This window comes from Streptomyces fagopyri (assembly GCF_009498275.1).
In the GTDB taxonomy this organism is placed as follows: Bacteria; Actinomycetota; Actinomycetes; order Streptomycetales; family Streptomycetaceae; genus Streptomyces; species Streptomyces fagopyri.
In genome coordinates this window covers 2637829-2654906 of the sequence record NZ_CP045643.1, presented here as the reverse complement: position 1 = coordinate 2654906, position 17078 = coordinate 2637829, and the positions used below count along the sequence as shown (strand labels likewise).

Below are 17078 nucleotides of genomic sequence, written 5' to 3'. Positions count from 1 at the left end.
GCCGAGACCCCCGTTCGTGTCCCCCGTATCACCCCCTTTCGCACCTGGAGTCACCCCGCCATGCAGGCAGAACCGAAGAAGTCGCTGGTGGGGGACGAGTACGAGGTGGAGATCGGCCCGGTCGCGCACGGCGGGCACTGCATCGCCCGTACGACCGAGGGCCAGGTCCTCTTCGTCCGGCACGCCCTGCCCGGTGAGCGCGTCGTCGCGCGCGTGACCGAGGGTGAGGAGGGCGCGCGTTTCCTGCGCGCCGACGCCGTGGAGATCCTGGACCCCTCGAAGGACCGCGTCGAGGCCCCCTGCCCGTACGCCGGCCCCGGCCGCTGCGGAGGCTGCGACTGGCAGCACGCCAAGCCGGGCGCGCAGCGCCGCCTCAAGGGCGAGGTCGTCGCCGAGCAGTTGCAGCGCCTCGCGGGGCTCACCCCCGAGGAGGCCGGCTGGGACGGCACCGTGATGCCCGCCGAGGGCGACAAGCTCCCGGCCGGCGAGGTCCCGGCCTGGCGCACCCGCGTCCAGTACGCCGTCGACCCCGACGGCAACGCCGGACTGCGCCGCCACCGCTCGCACGAGGTCGAGCCCATCGAGCGCTGCATGATCGCGGCCGAGGGCGTCACCGAACTCGGCATCGAGGAGCGTGACTGGTCCGGCATGGTGTCCGTCGACGCGATCGCCGCGACGGGCTCCCAGGACCGCATGGTCATCCTGGAGCCGCAGCCGGGCGCCCGGCTGCCCCTCGTCGAACTCGACAAGCCGGTCTCCGTGATGCGGGTCGCCGAGCAGGACGGCGGCATCCACCGCGTCCACGGCCGCGCGTTCGTGCGCGAGCGTGCCGACGGACGCACCTACCGCGTCGGCAGCGGCGGTTTCTGGCAGGTCCACCCGATGGCCGCCGACACCCTCGTCAAGGCCGTCATGCAGGGCCTGCTGCCGCGCAAGGGCGACATGGCCCTCGACCTGTACTGCGGTGTCGGCCTGTTCGCCGGCGCGCTCGCCGACCGCCTCGGCGACAAGGGCGCGGTCCTCGGTATCGAGTCCGGCAAGCGCGCGGTCGAGGACGCCCGCCACAACCTCGCCGCCTTCGACCGCGTCCGCATCGAACAGGGCAAGGTCGAGGCGGTCCTCCCGCGCACCGGCATCACCGAGGTCGACCTCATCGTCCTGGACCCGCCCCGCGCCGGCGCGGGCAAGAAGACGGTCGAACTCCTGTCGGCACTGGGCGCCCGAAAGATCGCGTACGTGGCCTGCGACCCGGCGGCGCTGGCACGGGACCTGGCGTACTTCCGGGACGGGGGGTACAAGGTGCGGACGCTTCGGGCGTTCGACTTGTTCCCCATGACCCACCACGTGGAATGCGTCGCCATCCTCGAACCCGTCAAAGAGGGAAGCTGACCCGCGTCCTCTGTCGACGTAGGCGGGCCACCTCCCCGGCGTAGGTGGTCTGCCCTGTCGGCGTCGGCGAGGTCAGCCCGGAACGCCCAGCGTTCCGCGGCTTCGGCGGGACGCCGTCACCCGTTCCCGTGGTCCTCGACCAGTTCGCCGATGAACGCGAGCAGGGCGTCGGCTCTGTGGCGGTCCTCGGGCTGAGTGCGCAGGGTGTGGTCGAGGTTCCGGAGCGTGGCCAGGGCGGCCGGGTTCCGGCGTCTCACCTCGTCGAGCAGAGGTGTGGTGATCACGTCCATGCACGCGGTGAACAGGAGCCGTGTGGCCGGCGCGGGGGGAGCCGGGTCCGGGGCGGCGAATCCGGTGGTCAGATATCGGGCGGGGTCGGTCAGGCTCCAGCCGACGACGGTGCCGTGCCGGATGAGGAGCGCCATGCCGGGGGCGATGCCGATGCGGGCGTCCAGCGGTTCGTCCAGGACGTCGAGGTCGCGCAGACAGGTCAGCATGGTGTCCCCGGGGCTGCGGCAGAGTTCCGTGGTCACCTCCAGGCGGAAGTCCCGGACCTCGTCCGCGCGAAGGCCGCCCGGGTGGACGGGGGGTGTGGCGGGAAGGCGGGCGGAGTCGTCGCGGGCGGCGGCCTCGCCCGCGATCTGGAACTCGGCGCCGACCAGCTCGCGCTCCTCCTTGCCGAACCGGAGCTCGTCGGGCGTGTCCCACAGCCAGGGCCCGCTGCCGAAGGTGTCGAGCAGGAACCGGCCGCGTTCCTCGACGTTCGCGTACTCCGCGACGCGCACACGGAAGCCCCTGAAGTCGAAACGCGGGGTGAGGCGCGGTGGTTCGGCCGTCAGCGTCCGCGGGTGGGACGCGTAGCGGAAGTCTGTGAAGGGCTCCACGCGGTGAACCGCGGGGACGGATCGGGCGCCCCGTCCGGACCCGGAACCTCTCGAACAAGCGCATAGGGGGCCCGACTTGACCGGCCCCGGGACGGCGACGCACTCCGCATGATGCGTCATCGAGATCATGTCACCGAGGCCGGGTGTCGCACGATCGCAGGCCGGCGTGGGTACGCGTCACATGGGTCGGCGTGGGTACGCGTCACATGGCGGCGTGGCGGACGTCCCGAGCGTCGAACGAGCGTCACGACCCTCCCCGTCAGCGATTCCGCCGCGCCGAACGGGGCGGACAGTGGTCGCGTTCTCCGCGCCGTTCTCCACCGCGTCCTGGCCGCCGGCAACCGCTGGGAGCACCGCCGCGGTTGCGAGGTCACCGGTCGCCGTAGCCCTCCATCAGGTTGCCGATGAGCGAGAGGAGGGCGTCGGCGCGGCGCCGGTCCTCGCGCTGGGCGCGCAGGGCCTGGTGGGTGTTCCGGAGCCGGGCCAGAGCGGCCGGCTCACCGTCCTGCACCTCTTCGAGCAGCGGATCCATGAGCAGGTCCAGGCAGGAGCTGAGCAGCGCGCGGGTGGCAGGGGACGGCGGAGCGGGGTCGGGAGCGGCGTAGGCGGTTGTCAGGTGGCGCGCGGGGTCGGTGAGGCTCCAGCCGGCGACGGCGCCGTGCTGGACCAGGAGCGCCACATCGGGGGCGATGCCGACACAGGCGTCCACCGGCTCGTCGAGGACGTCGAGGTCGCGCAGACAGGTCAGCACGGTGTCCCCGGGAGCGCGGCACAGCACCGTGCAGGTCTCCTGCCGGAAGTCCCGGACCTCTTCCGCGCGGAGCCCGCCCCGGCGCACCGCGGGCAGGACCGGACCACGGACGGACGTCTCGGCGGACGCGGAGACGTAGGGCATCTGGAGCTCAGCGCCGACCAGCTTCCGGCTGTCCGGGTCGAACCGCAGGACGTCTGGCGTGTCCCACAACCGGTCCTGGCTGCCGAAGGTGTTCGTGAGGAAACCCTCACGCTCCACCGCGTCCGCGTACCGCACGACATCCACGGAGTCGCCCGTGAAGCGGGGGGTGATGTGCAGCGGATCGTCCGTGACCGTCGCGTACCAGTCGCCGTCGAAGGACAGTCTCATGGTCATTCGTGCCTCATCTGATCTGCTCCGCCGGGGCCAGGAACCCGTCCTCGGAGGGAATTCTGCCCTGCACGATGTCCTCGTGGGTCACCGGGAGTCCGGGGTCCGTCGGACTGCCGCCGAGCGCCCTGAATCCGGACTCGCCCTTGATGCCCGAATCTCCGTAGGCCGTGATCACCTGCCCCTGCTTGGAGCCCGGTCCGTAGACCACGGCGATGTCGTTGTCCTTCCGGTAGATGAAGTTTCCTGCCTGACCCGATGACTGGTACACGGCATCGGGCTCCTTCAGGATCTCCAGGACCCGTTCGTCGGTGAAACCGTGGCGCGTGTCCCCGTGGTACTTGGGATGCTTGTTGATCTCCCCCTTCTCCGCCCTCTCGGCGACGTCGTCCAGGATCTTGTCGATCCGCTTCTGGGCCTTCTCCTCCTTCGTGTACTTGGGCATCAGACCCAACGGGTCCGACGCGGTGTTCGGGTTGTCCACGTAGCTGACGGGGTTCGGCGCGGGAGCGAGGCCGAGGGGGTCCGGGGAGGTGTAGCGCCCGGTCTCCGGGTCGTAGTGCCGGAAGAAGTTGTAGTGGAGGCCGGTCTCGGAGTCGTAGTACTGGCCGGGGAAGCGGAGAGGGGTGTACGTGATGCCGTCGCGGGCCCACGCGGTGGCGCCCCACAGTGTGGACCGGGAGCGCCACGCGATGCCGCCGGACTCGTCGATCAGTTCGGTGGGGGTGCCGACCAGGTCCGTGGCGATGGCGAAGAAGCGGCGGTCGATCTCGCTCTGCCGGTCGTCGGCGGTGAGGATGCGCTCGGTCTGCGCCAGGGGGATGTGGCCGCGGTGGTCCCAGGTGAGGGCCACCGGGTTCGGCTGGTCCATGCCGTGACTGGTCTGTTCGCACAGGGTCAGGCCGTCCCAGGTGAAGCGGGTCTCCTCGGCCACGCTCGCGCCGTCCGCCGCCAGGCGCTGCTTGGCCGTACGACGGCCCAGCGGGTCGTAGCGGTACCTCCACCGGGTCCCGTCGGGGGTGGTGACGGAGGTGAGGCGGTTCTCCGTGTCCCACTCGTAGCGCCAGGTGTCGGGCTTGCGGGACAGACGGGTCTTCTGGCGCAGGGTGACGCGGCCGAGGGCGTCGTACTCGAAGCGGACGTCGCCGGCGCGGGTGACACGGGTGCCGTCGTACGAGCGGGGGCCGGTCGACTCGCTGCCGGGGTGGGTGTCGGGCCAGGAGGCGGACGTCTGGTTGCCCGTGTCGTCGTACGCGTACCGCTCCGTCCAGGCCGGGGCGTGGACGGCGGTCACCCGGCCCATCGGATCCAGGTCGAACGTACGGGTCCCGGAAAGCCGGTCGGCGACGGAGAGCAGGTGTCCGTCGGCGCGGTAGGCGTAGGCACGGCTGTTGACGGCGCGGGCTCCGGCGGTGAAGTGCTGCGTGGCGAGCCGGCCGGCCTCGTCCCAGGCCGACGTCACGGTGAGCGCGTCCCCGAAGACACGGGCCAGTTCGCGGCCCGCGGCGTCGTGGGTGAAGGTGATGCGCTGTCCACCCGTGTCCAGTCGGCAGGGGAGGCCGTCGGAGTCGTAGGCGTAGGACGTGACATGGCCGGTGGGGGTGGTCCGACGGACGCGCCGGCCCTGGGCGTCGTAGGAGTAGAGCATCGGGCGGCCGTCCACCAGTTCCGTCTTGACGCGCCCTGCGCGGTCGTACCGGTAGCGCAGATCGCCGTCGGGTCCTGCCGCCTCCAGGAGTCGGCCCGCCCGGTCGTACACGTAGGTCGTCACCCGGCCGTCGACGGTCTTGCCGAGCACCTGGCCGAGTGGGTCGCGCTCGAAGGAGATGGTGCCGCCGAGGACGTCGGTCCTGGCGGTGAGACGGCCGGCGGCGTCCACCCGGTAGGTCAGGGTGCGTCCGTCGAAGTCGGTCTCGGAGACGATGTTGCCGACCGCGTCGTACTCGTACGTCCAGCTCGGGCCCCGCGGGCCGGTGACCCGGGTGAGGCGGAGGTCGGCGTCGTGCTCGAACTCGTAACGGCCGCCGTCGGGACGGGTGGTGGCGAGCGGAAGGTCGAAGTGGGTGTATTCGTAGCGCGTGACGGCTCCGACGGCGTCGGTGTGGGCCGTGCAGTTGCCCTCGCCGTCGTAGGTCCATGACTCGTTCGCACCGTCCGGGCCGGTGCGGCGGGCGAGTCGGCCGTCCGCGTTCCACTCGAGGCGGGTGACGCCGCCCGTCCGGTCGGTCGTACGGACCGGGCGGCCGAGCCCGTCCCGCTCGGTGCGGGTGGTGGCGCCGGACGGATCGGTCACCGCCACGGTCCGTCCCGCCGCGTCGCACCTGACGCGCGTCGTGTTCCCGAGGGCGTCGGTCACCGCGGTGAGCCGTCCGGCGTCGTCGTAGGACATGCGGGTGGTGTGTCCGGCCGGATCGATGAGCGACGTGCGGTTGCCGAACTCGTCGTAGGTGTGAGCCGTGCGGGAGCCGTCCGGTCCCACGGTCTCCACCGGCAGGCCGAACGGCCCCCGGACGACGCGTAGTTCGCCGCCGTCCGGCCCGGTGACCGTGAGCAGTCTGCCGTCCTCGTTGTACGTGTAGGCGGTGGTGGCGCCCAACGGGTCGGTACGGGAGAGCAGTTCGCCGCCGGTGCTGTAGCGGAACCGGGTCGTGCGGCCGAGCGCGTCGGTGGTGGCCAGGACGCGGCAGCCGCGGCCGATCAGGTGGCGGGTGGCCCGGCCGTCGGCGGTGGTCAGCACGGTCGTCCGGTGGCCGGTCCCGGCGTCCGGCCCGGTGTAGGCCAGGGTGATCTGGACGTGGCCGGCCTCTCCGCCCTCGGCGACGACGCGGTCGTGGTCGTCGTAGACGTAGTCGTAGCGGTGGCCGTTGGAGTCCGTCCAGGCGATGACGCGGCGGCGGTCGTCGTAGAGGAAGGTGGTGACGGCGCCGGAAGGCCTGGTGACGGTGGTGAGGTCGCCGTCCTCGTAGCCGTAGCCCAGCACCGGCAGGTCCGCGCCGTTCTCGCCCGCGCCGGACAGGGACAGGGCGGTGACCCGGCCGTCGGCGGTGGACAGCCGCACCTGGTGGCCCGCCGAGTGGACGAGGGCCAGCGGCAGACCGTCCTCGGTCCGGTCCACCGTGACGGTGTGGCCGCCCCGGTCGGTGATGCCGGACAGCCAGGCCGTGCCGTCGCCGCCCGTGTCGACGCCGGGCGGGGCGGTGAAGTGACGGGTCGGACCGGCGTCGGGGCCGGTGAGCGTGTAGTCGCCGTCGGCGTCCCGGGAGAGGAGCGTGCGGAACCGGCCCGAGCACGGCCGGGTGGGCAGGCCGGGCACCGGATGCGGGTACGGGACGAGCAGCCCGTCGGCGGTGACGTGGACGACACCGATCGCGTCGATCTCCAGGCGTTCGTCGACGGTCGATGACCAGGCCGGCCCCAGGAAGCGTCCGGTCGCGCAGCCGGACTCGGTGCGGCGGGTGAAGACCAGCGGCAGGATGCCGGGTATCGCGAGGTCGGTCTGGGGCAGGAACATCCGGCCCGAGGCGAGGTCCACCGGGTCGGTGCCGTCGGTGAGGCGCTCGCCGTCCGGCCGGTGGTGGGTCCCGTCAGGGGCGTCGTCGACGAGCCTGCGCAGCCGCGCGGCCTCGGCGGCGTCCTCGGCGGCGCGCGCGCCCTTCACCGCCGCTCCGCCGCCGTCGGTGGCCACGGTCAGCACGATGTCGGGTATCAGCCGGCCGAAACCCTCGGCCGGGTCCTTCATGAAGTCCTTGACCATCTGGGTGCCGGTGCCGACCGGGTCGTTCGCGGCCACGACCAGACCGGCGGCGAGACTGTTCAGGGACGTGAGGTACTCGGCCGGGTGCGTGAGGTTGTACGGATCCGTCGGGTCGACGCTGCGGACGAAGTTCAACAGCCCCGCCGTGCCCTTGACGAGACCACCGCCGACGTGGTCGCTCATGATCTGCAGCTCTTGGAGCCCGTCGCTCGCCTGCTGCGCGTAGGACGGCTTCTCCGGAGCCATGTCGCGGGCGGCGCGGACTGCCGAACGCGCGGTCTCCGCCGCCGAGTTCCGCTGTTTGCGGGCCTCGGCGAGGATGTCCTGGGCGTCCTTCATGAGCTTCTTGCCGGGGTCGTCGAACGTCGTCGCGGGCCTGGCCGGAAGGGAGGCGGGGTCGCGCTTGTCAGCGGGCTGGGCGTTGTAGCGGTCGACGGCGCCGTTGTAGTCGTCGACCTTCTTCCGGTGGGCGTCGGCCGCGTCCTCGGACGCCTTGACACCCTCCTTCCACTTGTCGATCGCCACCTGGGCCTGTCCCTGCGCCCAGGTCACCGTGCCGGCGAACGCGTCGAGCGCGCTGATCGCCTTCACGCAGGCTTCGCCGGCGGCGTACCACCTGCGCGGCTGGGTCGCCACGGCCTTGCGCAGCGCTTCGGCCGTCTCCCCCTTGAGCCGGGACGAGTCGAGGCCGCGGAGACCGTCGCCGGTCCCGTTGAAGGAGGTCTCGAAGGCGCGGAGCTTCTCGGCGGTGGCGTTGATCTTGCCCGGACTGCCGTAGATCAGCTTGGCCTTGTCCTCGGTCTGCCCGAGGTCCATCTCGTCGACCTCGGCGCCCATCCGGTTGGCGACCGAACGGGACTGCTCACGTACCCAGTCCGCGCCGGACTGCCAGCCGGCGTCGTCCAGCCGGTCGGCGGTCCAGTTGCCCGCGTCCTCGACCCGGTTGCCCGCCCACTCGACGCCGTCCTCGACCGCGTTCTCGACGGAGTCGGGCGTGATGTCGCTGATGAAGTCGCCTATGCCCACGTTCAGTTCCCCCCGGACTCGCCCTGCCGCTGTTCCTGCTGGGCGCGTTCGTCCGGCGAAGGGCCGAAGGTGTCGTCCAGCGCCTGGTTCCACTGGTCGTCGGAGATGCCCAGCGCGTGGTTGAGCACGTCCGACTGCCGGCCGCCCTGCCCCTCGGTGAGCACGGTGCGGCCGGTGTCCTTCCAGGTCTGCGCCATGTCGTCACCGGCCTTGTCGAACGACTCGGCGCTCCAGTCCGGGTTCAGGGCGTCCGGGGTGAAGATGTCGCCCCAGTCCTGCTTGGCGATGTCCTCCTCGCTCGCGTGCGGGTTCCCGCCGAACAGGGAGTTGGCGCCCACCTTGAGGGAGCCCGCGATGTACTGGTCCTCCTCCCACACGGTGCCCGCCGCCAGGCCGAGGCGGTTCGCGATCGCGCCGGCGTCCCGCACCAGGGCGCGCACCCCCCATTCCCAGCGCTCGCAGAAGTCCTCGAAGTCGACCGAGAGCCCGTGGTGGCCCGCCTCCATCCCGGTCATCGCCAGCCCCGAGAACCCCTTTCCCATCACCGAGCCGGTGGGGTCGCCGACTTCGCCGAGCTGGTCGATCGTCGCGCCCACGCCCTGGGTGAACTTGGCGACCGACGCCTTGTCGAGATGCAGGTCCGCGTCGTCGCCGCTCATGCCCGCGCCTCTCTTCCGTCCGCCTCCGTGGCGACGGGTTCCGTATTCGTGTGCACGGCGTCCGCAGCCGTGTGCACGGCGCCCGCAACCGTGTTCGCCGCGCCCGCACCGGCGTCGACGGCGACCGCGTCCGGCACGATGCCGACGACGGGCGGGAAGAACATCGACGCGTCCTCGCTGGCGATGTCGACGGCGAGACCGGCGGGCTCGCCGAGCGCGGGCACGATCTCGTCGACGATGCGCGCGCCGAGCAACGCGGCGTAGTCCAGGGGCTGTTCGCCGGGCGTGTGGTGCAGGGCGAACCTGGCGAGGGCGGTCTCGTCGGTGAACCCGCAGATCCATCGCACCCCACCCGAACGCACCGACCAGAGGCCTCCGCCGGCCATCGGCACCAGCAGGACCGAGCGTCGCATCTCGCCGACCAGCGCTCGGGGGTCGGCACCTCCGTCCCGCCGTTCGGCGATGCGCTCCGCCAGCGCCGCCCTTGACTGCCGCACGGTTCCTCCCCCGGTCTCGGGTGACTGATCGCAGGTCCTGGTGACCGATCGCACCACAGGGTGGGACGCGTGGGAAGGAGGGGGTGGTTCTCGTTCTCGTGAACGCTCGTGCGATCGGACCGGAGCCGGTGCCGCGGAGGAGCGGCGTTCCCCCGTCCCGGCGCTAGCGGGTGCTCCCGGGTGTCAGCCGGATGTCCGTGCTGGACAGTGTCATGGGTGAGGCGGAGACCGCCCGCAGACGGATGCGTGTGCCGGTGCCGGGGAGGGTGAACCTGCCGTCGGGCGGCACGATCTCGTAACGGGCCGAGGCGTGCCGCCCGAGGGTGGCCGGCCCGGAGGCGATGGACCAGTAGCGGCTCATGCCCTGGCCGGTGGTGAGGGTGAAGTGCGGACTGAGCGCCGTGTCGCCGAGGTTGGTGACGCGGACGGTGAGCGCCGTCACGGCCTTCGTGGCGCGGCGGGCACCGAGGAGCTCCATGCGCAGGGGCGGCGAGCCCGTCACCGCCAGAGTCGTCGCCGCCAGGGCGGGGGCCAGCAGGAGCACGGCCGCGGCGATGCGCGCCCCTTGCCGGCGCGGGCCGCGCAGCAGGGCCGGCCGGGGCTGCCAGGCGGTGGCGAAGGCCTGCGGGGGCGCGGTGACGGCGGCGGCCAGCCACAGTGGCGTCATCATCAGGTAGTAGCCGTCCTGGGAGCGCGTCGCCACGTAGAACGCGCACCAGGGCAGCACCGTCGCCGCGGGCCCGAGCCGTCGTACGAAGAGCACGAAGAGCCCCAGCAGACCGGCGGCCAGCAGCAGGCTCGCGTGCGAGTACCAGGCCAGCCGGCCGCTGCCGTCGGTGAAGTAGAGGGAGACGCCGACCAGACCCTGACCGTGGATGTTCGCCTTCTGGGTGAGGGGCAGCATGATCCCGTCGAACCAGGTACGCGGCTCGCTCACGATGAAGTACGCGTTGATCAGCAGCCAGGTCGTGACGGCCACGCCGATGATCCTGCCCACGGCGGTCAGGGCCCCGCGCGGGCCGAGATCGGCGCGGCGCAGGGCGTAGACACCGGCCAGCAGGAACGGCGTGAGGAACCACGGCAGTTGCTGGGAGGCGCAGGCCGCGCCCAGACACGCCGCCCGCGCCCAGTCGCCCCGGCCGCCGTAGCCCGTGCGGGGCCAGCCGACCACCACCGGGATCAGGAAGGCGCAGGCGACGATCGCCGGATAGCCGAGCCGGGCGTACGCCGGCAGCAGCCCGAGGCCGAGACAGACCAGGGTGGCCGCCGAGCGCCACTGCGCGGGCAGCATCCGCCACATCACGATCGTGGCCACGATCAGGGCCGCCGTGCTGACCAGGACCGCCGGAGCCGCGCCGTGCCCGGCCCACAGCAGGGGTGCGGTGAGCAGCAGGGGCAGGGGCGGATAGCCGTACGTGAAGTCGTAGCCGCCGGTCATCGTCGGGGTGAGGGCGACGCCGGGCTTGCCGAAGAGCCAGGGCCACGGCTGTCCGTAGACATGGTGGCCGGCGACGAACTCACGGGCGGCCTGCGCGGTGAGGGACGATTCGTCGCCGCCACCGTGGTACATCGCGTACCCGCACACGGCGAGCGTCACCGCCGTCACCAGGATGACGAGGTCGAGGCGGGCGAGTGTCCGGGTACGGCGGGCGACCAGGGTCAGTACGCCGGTCACCAGGATCGAGGCGTAGCAGACCGAGATGACCGCGGCCACGGGGAGCCGGTGGCTCGCCGCCGCCGTCCACATCGGGCGGGTGCCGATGAAGAGGCTGATGTCGGCGAGCAGGGTCAGCACGCGGTGCCACTGCGCGGGCGCCTCTTCCGAGGGCGCCTCGGTGCGGGCCCGTAGGCGGATGGTCGTCGGCCTCATGTCTGCCAGGTACACGGGTTCGGACGGTAATTCCCGCAGTTGAAGGGCGTGATGGCGGACGTGAAGAGTCCGGTGTGAGGGCGGTAAGAAGCGCGTCGGCCGCTCATGCGTTGGAGAGGGAGACCTCGGTGGACTTGATGAGCGCCACGACCGCGGAGCCTGCCGTCAGGCCCAGTTCGGTGGCCGCGTCCCTGGTGATCGCGGAGGTCAGTTCGCCCCCCGCGACCGTCAGCCTGACGCGGGCCATCGCGCCGCCGGTGGCGACGTCGGTGACGGTGCCGGGGAGCTGGTTGCGGATGCTCACCCCCTCGACCGGGCCGGTGGCCAGGGACACCTCCGTCGACTTGACCAGGGCGCGGACCGCGGAACCCTTGGCGAGGCCGAGGTCCTCGACGGCCTCCGCGGTGACGGCCGCGGTGAGGTCCTGGCCGCCGTCGAGACGGAGCCTGACCGTCGCCATCACCTCGCCCGAGGTGACGGAGGTGACGGTGCCGGGGAGCTGGTTACGGATGCTCAGGCTCATGGGTACGCCTCGATTGCGGTCCGGATGGTCGGTTTTCGCCAATTATGTGCGCCACACGGCGTGCGGGGTGGACGCCACGGCCCGTGTCTCCCATGCGTCTCGGTCGCATCTCCCCGGGGTCCGGGGTCCGGGGTCCGGGGTCCGGGGTTCGGGGTTCGGGGTCCCGGGAGTCCCACGTCGCGCGGAGTCCGCTCCGTGCACGGCCCAGTCAGTCCACGGCCCAGTCAGTCCACGGCCCAGTCAGTCCACGTCCCTGTCAGTACACGTCCCGGACGTACCGCTTGTCCGCCGCGAGCTGTCTGACGTGGGCGCCGGCCTCCGCCTCGCCCAGGCCGCCGTGCGCGACGGCGATGTCCCGCAGTGCCCGGTCGACGTCCTTGGCCATCCGTGAGGCGTCCCCGCACACGTAGAGGCGGGCGCCGTTCTGGAGCCAGTGCCAGAGTTCGGGCCCGTGTTCGCGCATCCGGTCCTGTACGTAGACCTTGGCGCGCTGGTCGCGCGAGAACGCGGTGTCGAGGCGGCTGAGGGTGCCGTCGCCGAGCAGCGCGGTCAGCTCCCGCTCGTAGTAGAAGTCGGTGGCGCGGTGCTGCTCGCCGAAGAACAGCCAGTTCGGCGCCCGGTGGCCGAGCGCCCGCCGCTCCTCAAGGAAGCCGACGAACGGCGCGACTCCGGTGCCGGGTCCCACCATCACCATCGGGGTCGTCGCGTCCGCCGGGGGCCGGAAGTGCGGCGACCGCTGGACGAAGACCGGCACACGCGCCCCCGGCCCGGCGTCGGCCAGGAAGGGTGAGCACACCCCGCCGCGCGCCCGGCCGGCCGGATTCTCGTAGCGCACGACGGAGACGGTCAGGGCGACCAGGTGCGGATCGACGAGCGGACTGGAGGCGATCGAGTACAGCCGCGGACGCAACCGGCCGAGCACCCCCGCCCACTCCTGCGCCGAGGCGCGCACCGGGTGCTCGGACACCACGTCCACGGACTGCCTGCCCCACGACCACCGAGCCAGCTCGCCCTTGTTGTCCGGCCGCAACAGCTTCCTCAACTCCCGTCCGTCCCCGGCTCGTTCGCTGACGAAGCGCAGCAGATCCGGCGTGACGCGTGTGATGTCCAGCTGTCGGAGAAGGGCATCCTCGAAGGCCATCTCGCCGACACCCGTTATCTCGACGGGAGTCGGTCCGTGAACTCCTGTGACGTCCAGCCATTCGGCCACGAGGCGGGCCGAGTTGACGGGCCGGACACCGAGCGCGTCGCCCGCCTCGTACGTCAGCGGGGCCTCGCTCTCCCGGGTGTCGAAGGTGAACCGGCGGACTTCCTTGCCGGCGCCCGGCAGGCTGAGCAGCCGGTTGCCGGTGAGCCGGGCGGTGCCGGCGGCAGGCCCGGACCGGGGCGCTCGGCCCGACTTCGACGTCTCCTCGTCATCGCCGCGAGCGGACTCCGCCCGCGCGCCGGGAGTGGGCTCCGGTCCCGCGCCGGGTCCGGACTCCGCCCCGGCGGCGGCTCCTTGGTGTGACCCCGCGTCGGGTGCCGGGGCCGCCCTAGGGCCGGGCCCGGTGGGTGCCCCCGCGCCGAGTGCGGTGAGGATCCGCTCCAGCCAGGCGTCCGCGGACGGTTCGTACTCCGGTTCGCAGTCCGTACGGGGAGCCAGCCGCAGGGCGCCCAACTCGTCGAGCCGTGCGTCCAGTCGACGGCCGTGCCCGCAGAAGTCGTCGTACGAGGAGTCGCCGAGCGCCAGCACCGCGTAGCGCACCCCGTCCAGGCGCGGGGCCTGTCGCCCGGACAGCGTGTCCCACAGGCCGGACCCGTTGTCGGGAGCGTCGCCGTCCCCGAACGTGCTGGTGACGAAGAGCAGATCGGCGCCGCGGGTGAGGGAGCCGACGTCCGCGTCGTCCATGCCGACCAGTCGTGCCCGGTGCCCGTGCGCGCCGAGGCGCTCGGCGGCGGACGCGGCGCAGTCCTCCGCGTTCCCGGTCTGCGAGGCCCACAGCACGACGACCTCACGGCCTGCCGACCCCGACCCCGATGCCTGCGTCGGGGCAGCCGACGCCGATGCCGACGCAGGGGGCGGCACCGGTGCCGGTGTGGGGGCGGCCAAGGGCGCGGAGCGGGAGTACATCCCGGCGAGCGCGCCGTTGATCCAGAGCGCGTGCTCGGGCGTGAGGGGAGCGTCCGGCGGGAGGACGGGTACGCCGGGCAGGCCGGAGCCGAGTCCGGCCAGGAACCCGGTGAGGTAGTGACGTTCGGCGGAGGACAGGACGGGCGGCGGCGCGGGCTCCAGGCCGATGTCGCGCGGCGAGACCTCCCGGGGGAAGGCGCCCGGGGGAGAGACGGCGGGACTCGCGCGCACGCCGGCATCCCCGTCCTCGACCGGCTCCGCGGGCTTCCCTGCCGGATCCCCATGGACCTCGGCGGGATCCCTCGGCAGCTCGGCGGGATTCCCCGGCTTTACGAGGGGATCGCCCACCCCCACGTCGGCCGCGGCACGCGTCCGCGTCAGCGACACCGCGCACACCTTGAACTCCGGCTGGAACGACACCGGATCCACCGCGTCGCCGGTCACCGCGTTGATGCTCAGGTACTCCCCGAACAGGTCGTTCCAGTGGAAGGGCGCGAACACGCACCCCGGCAGGACCCGATCCGTCACCACCGCCGGGAGCACCGCCCGCCCGCGCCGGGACGCGACCTCCACCGGGTCGCCCTCCGCGATCCCGAGGGACTCCGCGTCCCGCGGGTGCAGTTCGACGAACGGGCCGGGATTCAGCCTGTTGAGCTTCGCCACCTTCCCCGTCTTGGTCAGCGTGTGCCACTGGTGCGGCAGCCGTCCGGTGTTGAGAACGAACGGAAAGTCGTCGTCGGGCATCTCGGCGGCGGGCAGATGCGGCCGGGCGTGGAACACCGCCCGCCCGCTCGCGGTGGGAAACGACAGCCGCCCGTCCTGCCGGTACCGGACCGGACTGCGCCGCGGTCCGTCCGTCCGGGCGACGGGCCACTGCACGGGCCCGCCCCGCAGCCGCTCGTACGACGCGCCCCGCAGATCCCAGCCGGTCCTCGGGTTCCAGGCCCGCTTGATCTCCTCGAAGACCTGCTCGGCGCTCTCGTACGTGAACCCCTCCTCGTAGCCCATCGCCCGGGCGACGGCCGCGATGATGCGCCAGTCCGCCATCGCGTCGCCGGGTGGGTCGACGGCCTGCCTGGCCAGGGTGAGCGTGCGTTCGCTGTTGACGAGGACGCCCTCCGCCTCCGTCCACAGCGCGCCGGGCAGGACGACATCGGCGTACGCGTTGGTCTCGGTCTCGGCGAACACGTCCTGGGTGACGACGAATTCGGCGGTCTCCAGTGCCTCGACGACCGTGCGGCGGTTGGCGACGGAGGCGACCGGGTTGGTGCAGATGATCCAGCAGGCCTTGATGTCACCGTCGGCCATCCTCCGGAACATCTCGACGGTGCCCCGCCCCACCCCGTCCTCGCGGATGGTCCCCTCGGGCAGCCCCCACAGTTCCTCGACGAAGGCCCGCTCGTCGTCCACCAGGACCGATCGCTGGCCGGGCAGCCCCGGCCCCATGTACCCCATCTCGCGCCCGCCCATGGCGTTGGGCTGCCCGGTGAGGGAGAACGGCCCGCTTCCCGGACGGCATATGGCACCCGTCGCGAGGTGCAGGTTGACCAGGGCGTTGGTGTTCCAGGTGCCGTGCGTGGACTGGTTGAGCCCCATCGTCCAGCAGCTCGTCCACTCGCCGGCCTCGCCGATCAGCCGCGCCGCCGTCCGGATGTCCTCCTCGGGGATGCCGGTGATCCCGGCGACCACGGCGGGCGGATAGCCGGCGAGGAACGCGGGCATCGCCTCCCAGCCCTCGGTGTGCCGGGCGATGAACGCCTCGTCCGTGTGCCCGCCCTCGTGCAGCACGTACAGCAGACCGTTGAGCAGCGCGAGGTCGGTGCCCGGCCGGATCCGCAGGAACAGATCGGCCTTCGCGGCGGTCGTCGTGCGCCGCGGGTCGACGACGATCAGCCGGGCGCCCGCCTTGACACGCTCCATGAGCCGCAGGAAGAGGACGGGGTGACAGTCGGCCATGTTCGAGCCGATGACCAGGAAGACGTCGGCGCGGTCGAGATCGTCGTACGACCCCGGAGGGCCGTCGGCGCCGAGGGACAGTTTGTATCCGGCGCCCGCGCTCGCCATGCACAGCCGGGAGTTCGACTCGATCTGGTTCGTCCGTACGAAGCCCTTGGCCAGCTTGTTCGCCAGGTACTGCGCCTCCAGGCTCATCTGCCCGGAGACGTAGAACGCGACCGCGTCCGGCCCGTGTTCGTCGATGATCGCGCGCAGCCGCCGCGCGGTCTCGGCGAGCGCCGCGTCGACGGGCACGGGCTTCGGCTCCTCCCCTCGCCGCGCCCGCGCGAGCGCCGTGGTCAGCCGTCCGGGAGCGGCGAGCATGTCGGCCGTCGTCGCGCCCTTGGTGCACAGCCGGCCCGCGTTGGCGGGGTGCGCCTTGTCGCCGGACGCCTTCAGGACCGTACGCCGTCCGTCAGGACCCGCGCCGATGTCGAGGACCAGACCACAGCCGACACCGCAGTACGAGCAGACGGTCCGCACCCGCGCGGTGCCGGCCTGCGGACCCTGTGCCGCCACGGACGGCCCCTCTCGTCTCTCGCCGGTTCGCGCTACGTCTCTTGCCGTTGCGCGATGCGTCTCTCGCCGGTTCGCGTTGCGGCCGAGCGTACGAATTGCCCGTTACGTCGATGTCACGGCCCTTGATCGCGAGGGGTTACGCGCGCTGCACAGCGGGACGACGGGCCTTGTGAGGGCCCGGAAATGACGGCCGGCTGAGTGGCGGACCGTGTCGCTGTTGGGCCGAACGGGTGACCATGCGTAAGAATTGCCCGGTGCAGACAATGAGTGCGAGCCAGGACGGGGTGGGCCAGTGAGCGGCCACGACGTCACCGACGAACAGTGGGAGGGGCTCGCCCAGGTCGTTCCGTTGCGGGGGCGGGACGCCTGGCCCTCGGCGGTGGGCCACCGGTCGATGCCCGAGGCCGCGACCGAGACGCGCCGCCGTTTCGTGGTCCTGCGGGTCAACGTGTTCGCGGACGCCCGCGACGTCGCCGAGACACTGATGTCCGGCATCCCCGTCCTGCTGGACCTGACCGGCGCCGAGACCGAAGTGGCCAAACGGGTCCTGGACTTCAGCACCGGAGTCGTCTTCGGGCTCGCGAGCGGGATGCACCGGGTCGACCGGAACGTGTTCCTGCTGACACCGCCCGGCACCGAGGTGCGGGGGCTGATGGAGGGCACGGGCGTTCCCGGGATCTGAGCCGGGCGATGCGGAGGACGCGGTTCCCTCGATCGTAGGAAGGT

9 protein-coding genes and 1 pseudogene are annotated in these 17078 nt (G+C 72.1%); 2 read left to right on the top strand and 8 right to left on the bottom strand.

What is annotated here, in order from left to right:
- Positions 1–60 precede the first annotated feature (60 nt).
- Entirely contained in the window at positions 61–1389 is a 1329-nt protein-coding gene (locus GFH48_RS11255; RefSeq protein WP_153288130.1) for a class I SAM-dependent RNA methyltransferase, read from the top strand.
- Positions 1390–1505: 116 nt separating this feature from the next.
- Here the strand turns inward: GFH48_RS11255 and GFH48_RS11250 are convergent, their stop codons facing one another.
- From GFH48_RS11250 to GFH48_RS11215, 8 genes and pseudogenes are all read right to left on the bottom strand, one after another.
- Positions 1506–2273, bottom strand: a complete 768-nt coding sequence (locus GFH48_RS11250; RefSeq protein ID WP_228120519.1) for a hypothetical protein — start codon at positions 2271–2273, stop codon at positions 1506–1508.
- A gap of 370 nt (positions 2274–2643) precedes the next feature.
- Positions 2644–3402 (bottom strand): hypothetical protein, encoded by a 759-nt coding sequence (locus GFH48_RS11245; protein ID WP_228120518.1) that lies wholly within the window; start codon positions 3400–3402, stop codon positions 2644–2646.
- A 7-nt stretch (positions 3403–3409) separates the two neighbouring features.
- On the bottom strand, positions 3410–8176 hold the full coding sequence (locus GFH48_RS11240) for a putative T7SS-secreted protein (protein WP_153288129.1): 4767 nt from the start codon (positions 8174–8176) through the stop codon (positions 3410–3412).
- A gap of 2 nt (positions 8177–8178) precedes the next feature.
- Positions 8179–8835, bottom strand: a complete 657-nt coding sequence (locus GFH48_RS11235) for a hypothetical protein (protein WP_153288128.1) — start codon at positions 8833–8835, stop codon at positions 8179–8181.
- A gap of 107 nt (positions 8836–8942) precedes the next feature.
- Positions 8943–9332 (bottom strand): annotated as a pseudogene (locus GFH48_RS11230) (hypothetical protein); the annotation flags it as partial.
- A 163-nt stretch (positions 9333–9495) separates the two neighbouring features.
- On the bottom strand, positions 9496–11202 hold the full coding sequence (locus GFH48_RS11225) for a hypothetical protein (RefSeq protein ID WP_153288127.1): 1707 nt from the start codon (positions 11200–11202) through the stop codon (positions 9496–9498).
- A 103-nt stretch (positions 11203–11305) separates the two neighbouring features.
- Positions 11306–11725, bottom strand: coding sequence for a TOBE domain-containing protein (locus GFH48_RS11220; protein ID WP_153288126.1), 420 nt, complete (start codon positions 11723–11725; stop codon positions 11306–11308).
- A 256-nt stretch (positions 11726–11981) separates the two neighbouring features.
- On the bottom strand, positions 11982–16352 hold the full coding sequence (locus GFH48_RS11215; RefSeq protein WP_153288125.1) for a bifunctional nitrate reductase/sulfite reductase flavoprotein subunit alpha: 4371 nt from the start codon (positions 16350–16352) through the stop codon (positions 11982–11984).
- A 292-nt stretch (positions 16353–16644) separates the two neighbouring features.
- Between GFH48_RS11215 and GFH48_RS11210 the strand changes: the two genes are divergently transcribed.
- Positions 16645–17034: a cell division protein SepF gene (locus GFH48_RS11210; RefSeq protein WP_153288124.1), complete on the top strand. Its 390-nt coding sequence runs from the start codon at positions 16645–16647 to the stop codon at positions 17032–17034.
- Positions 17035–17078: the final 44 nt, after the last annotated feature.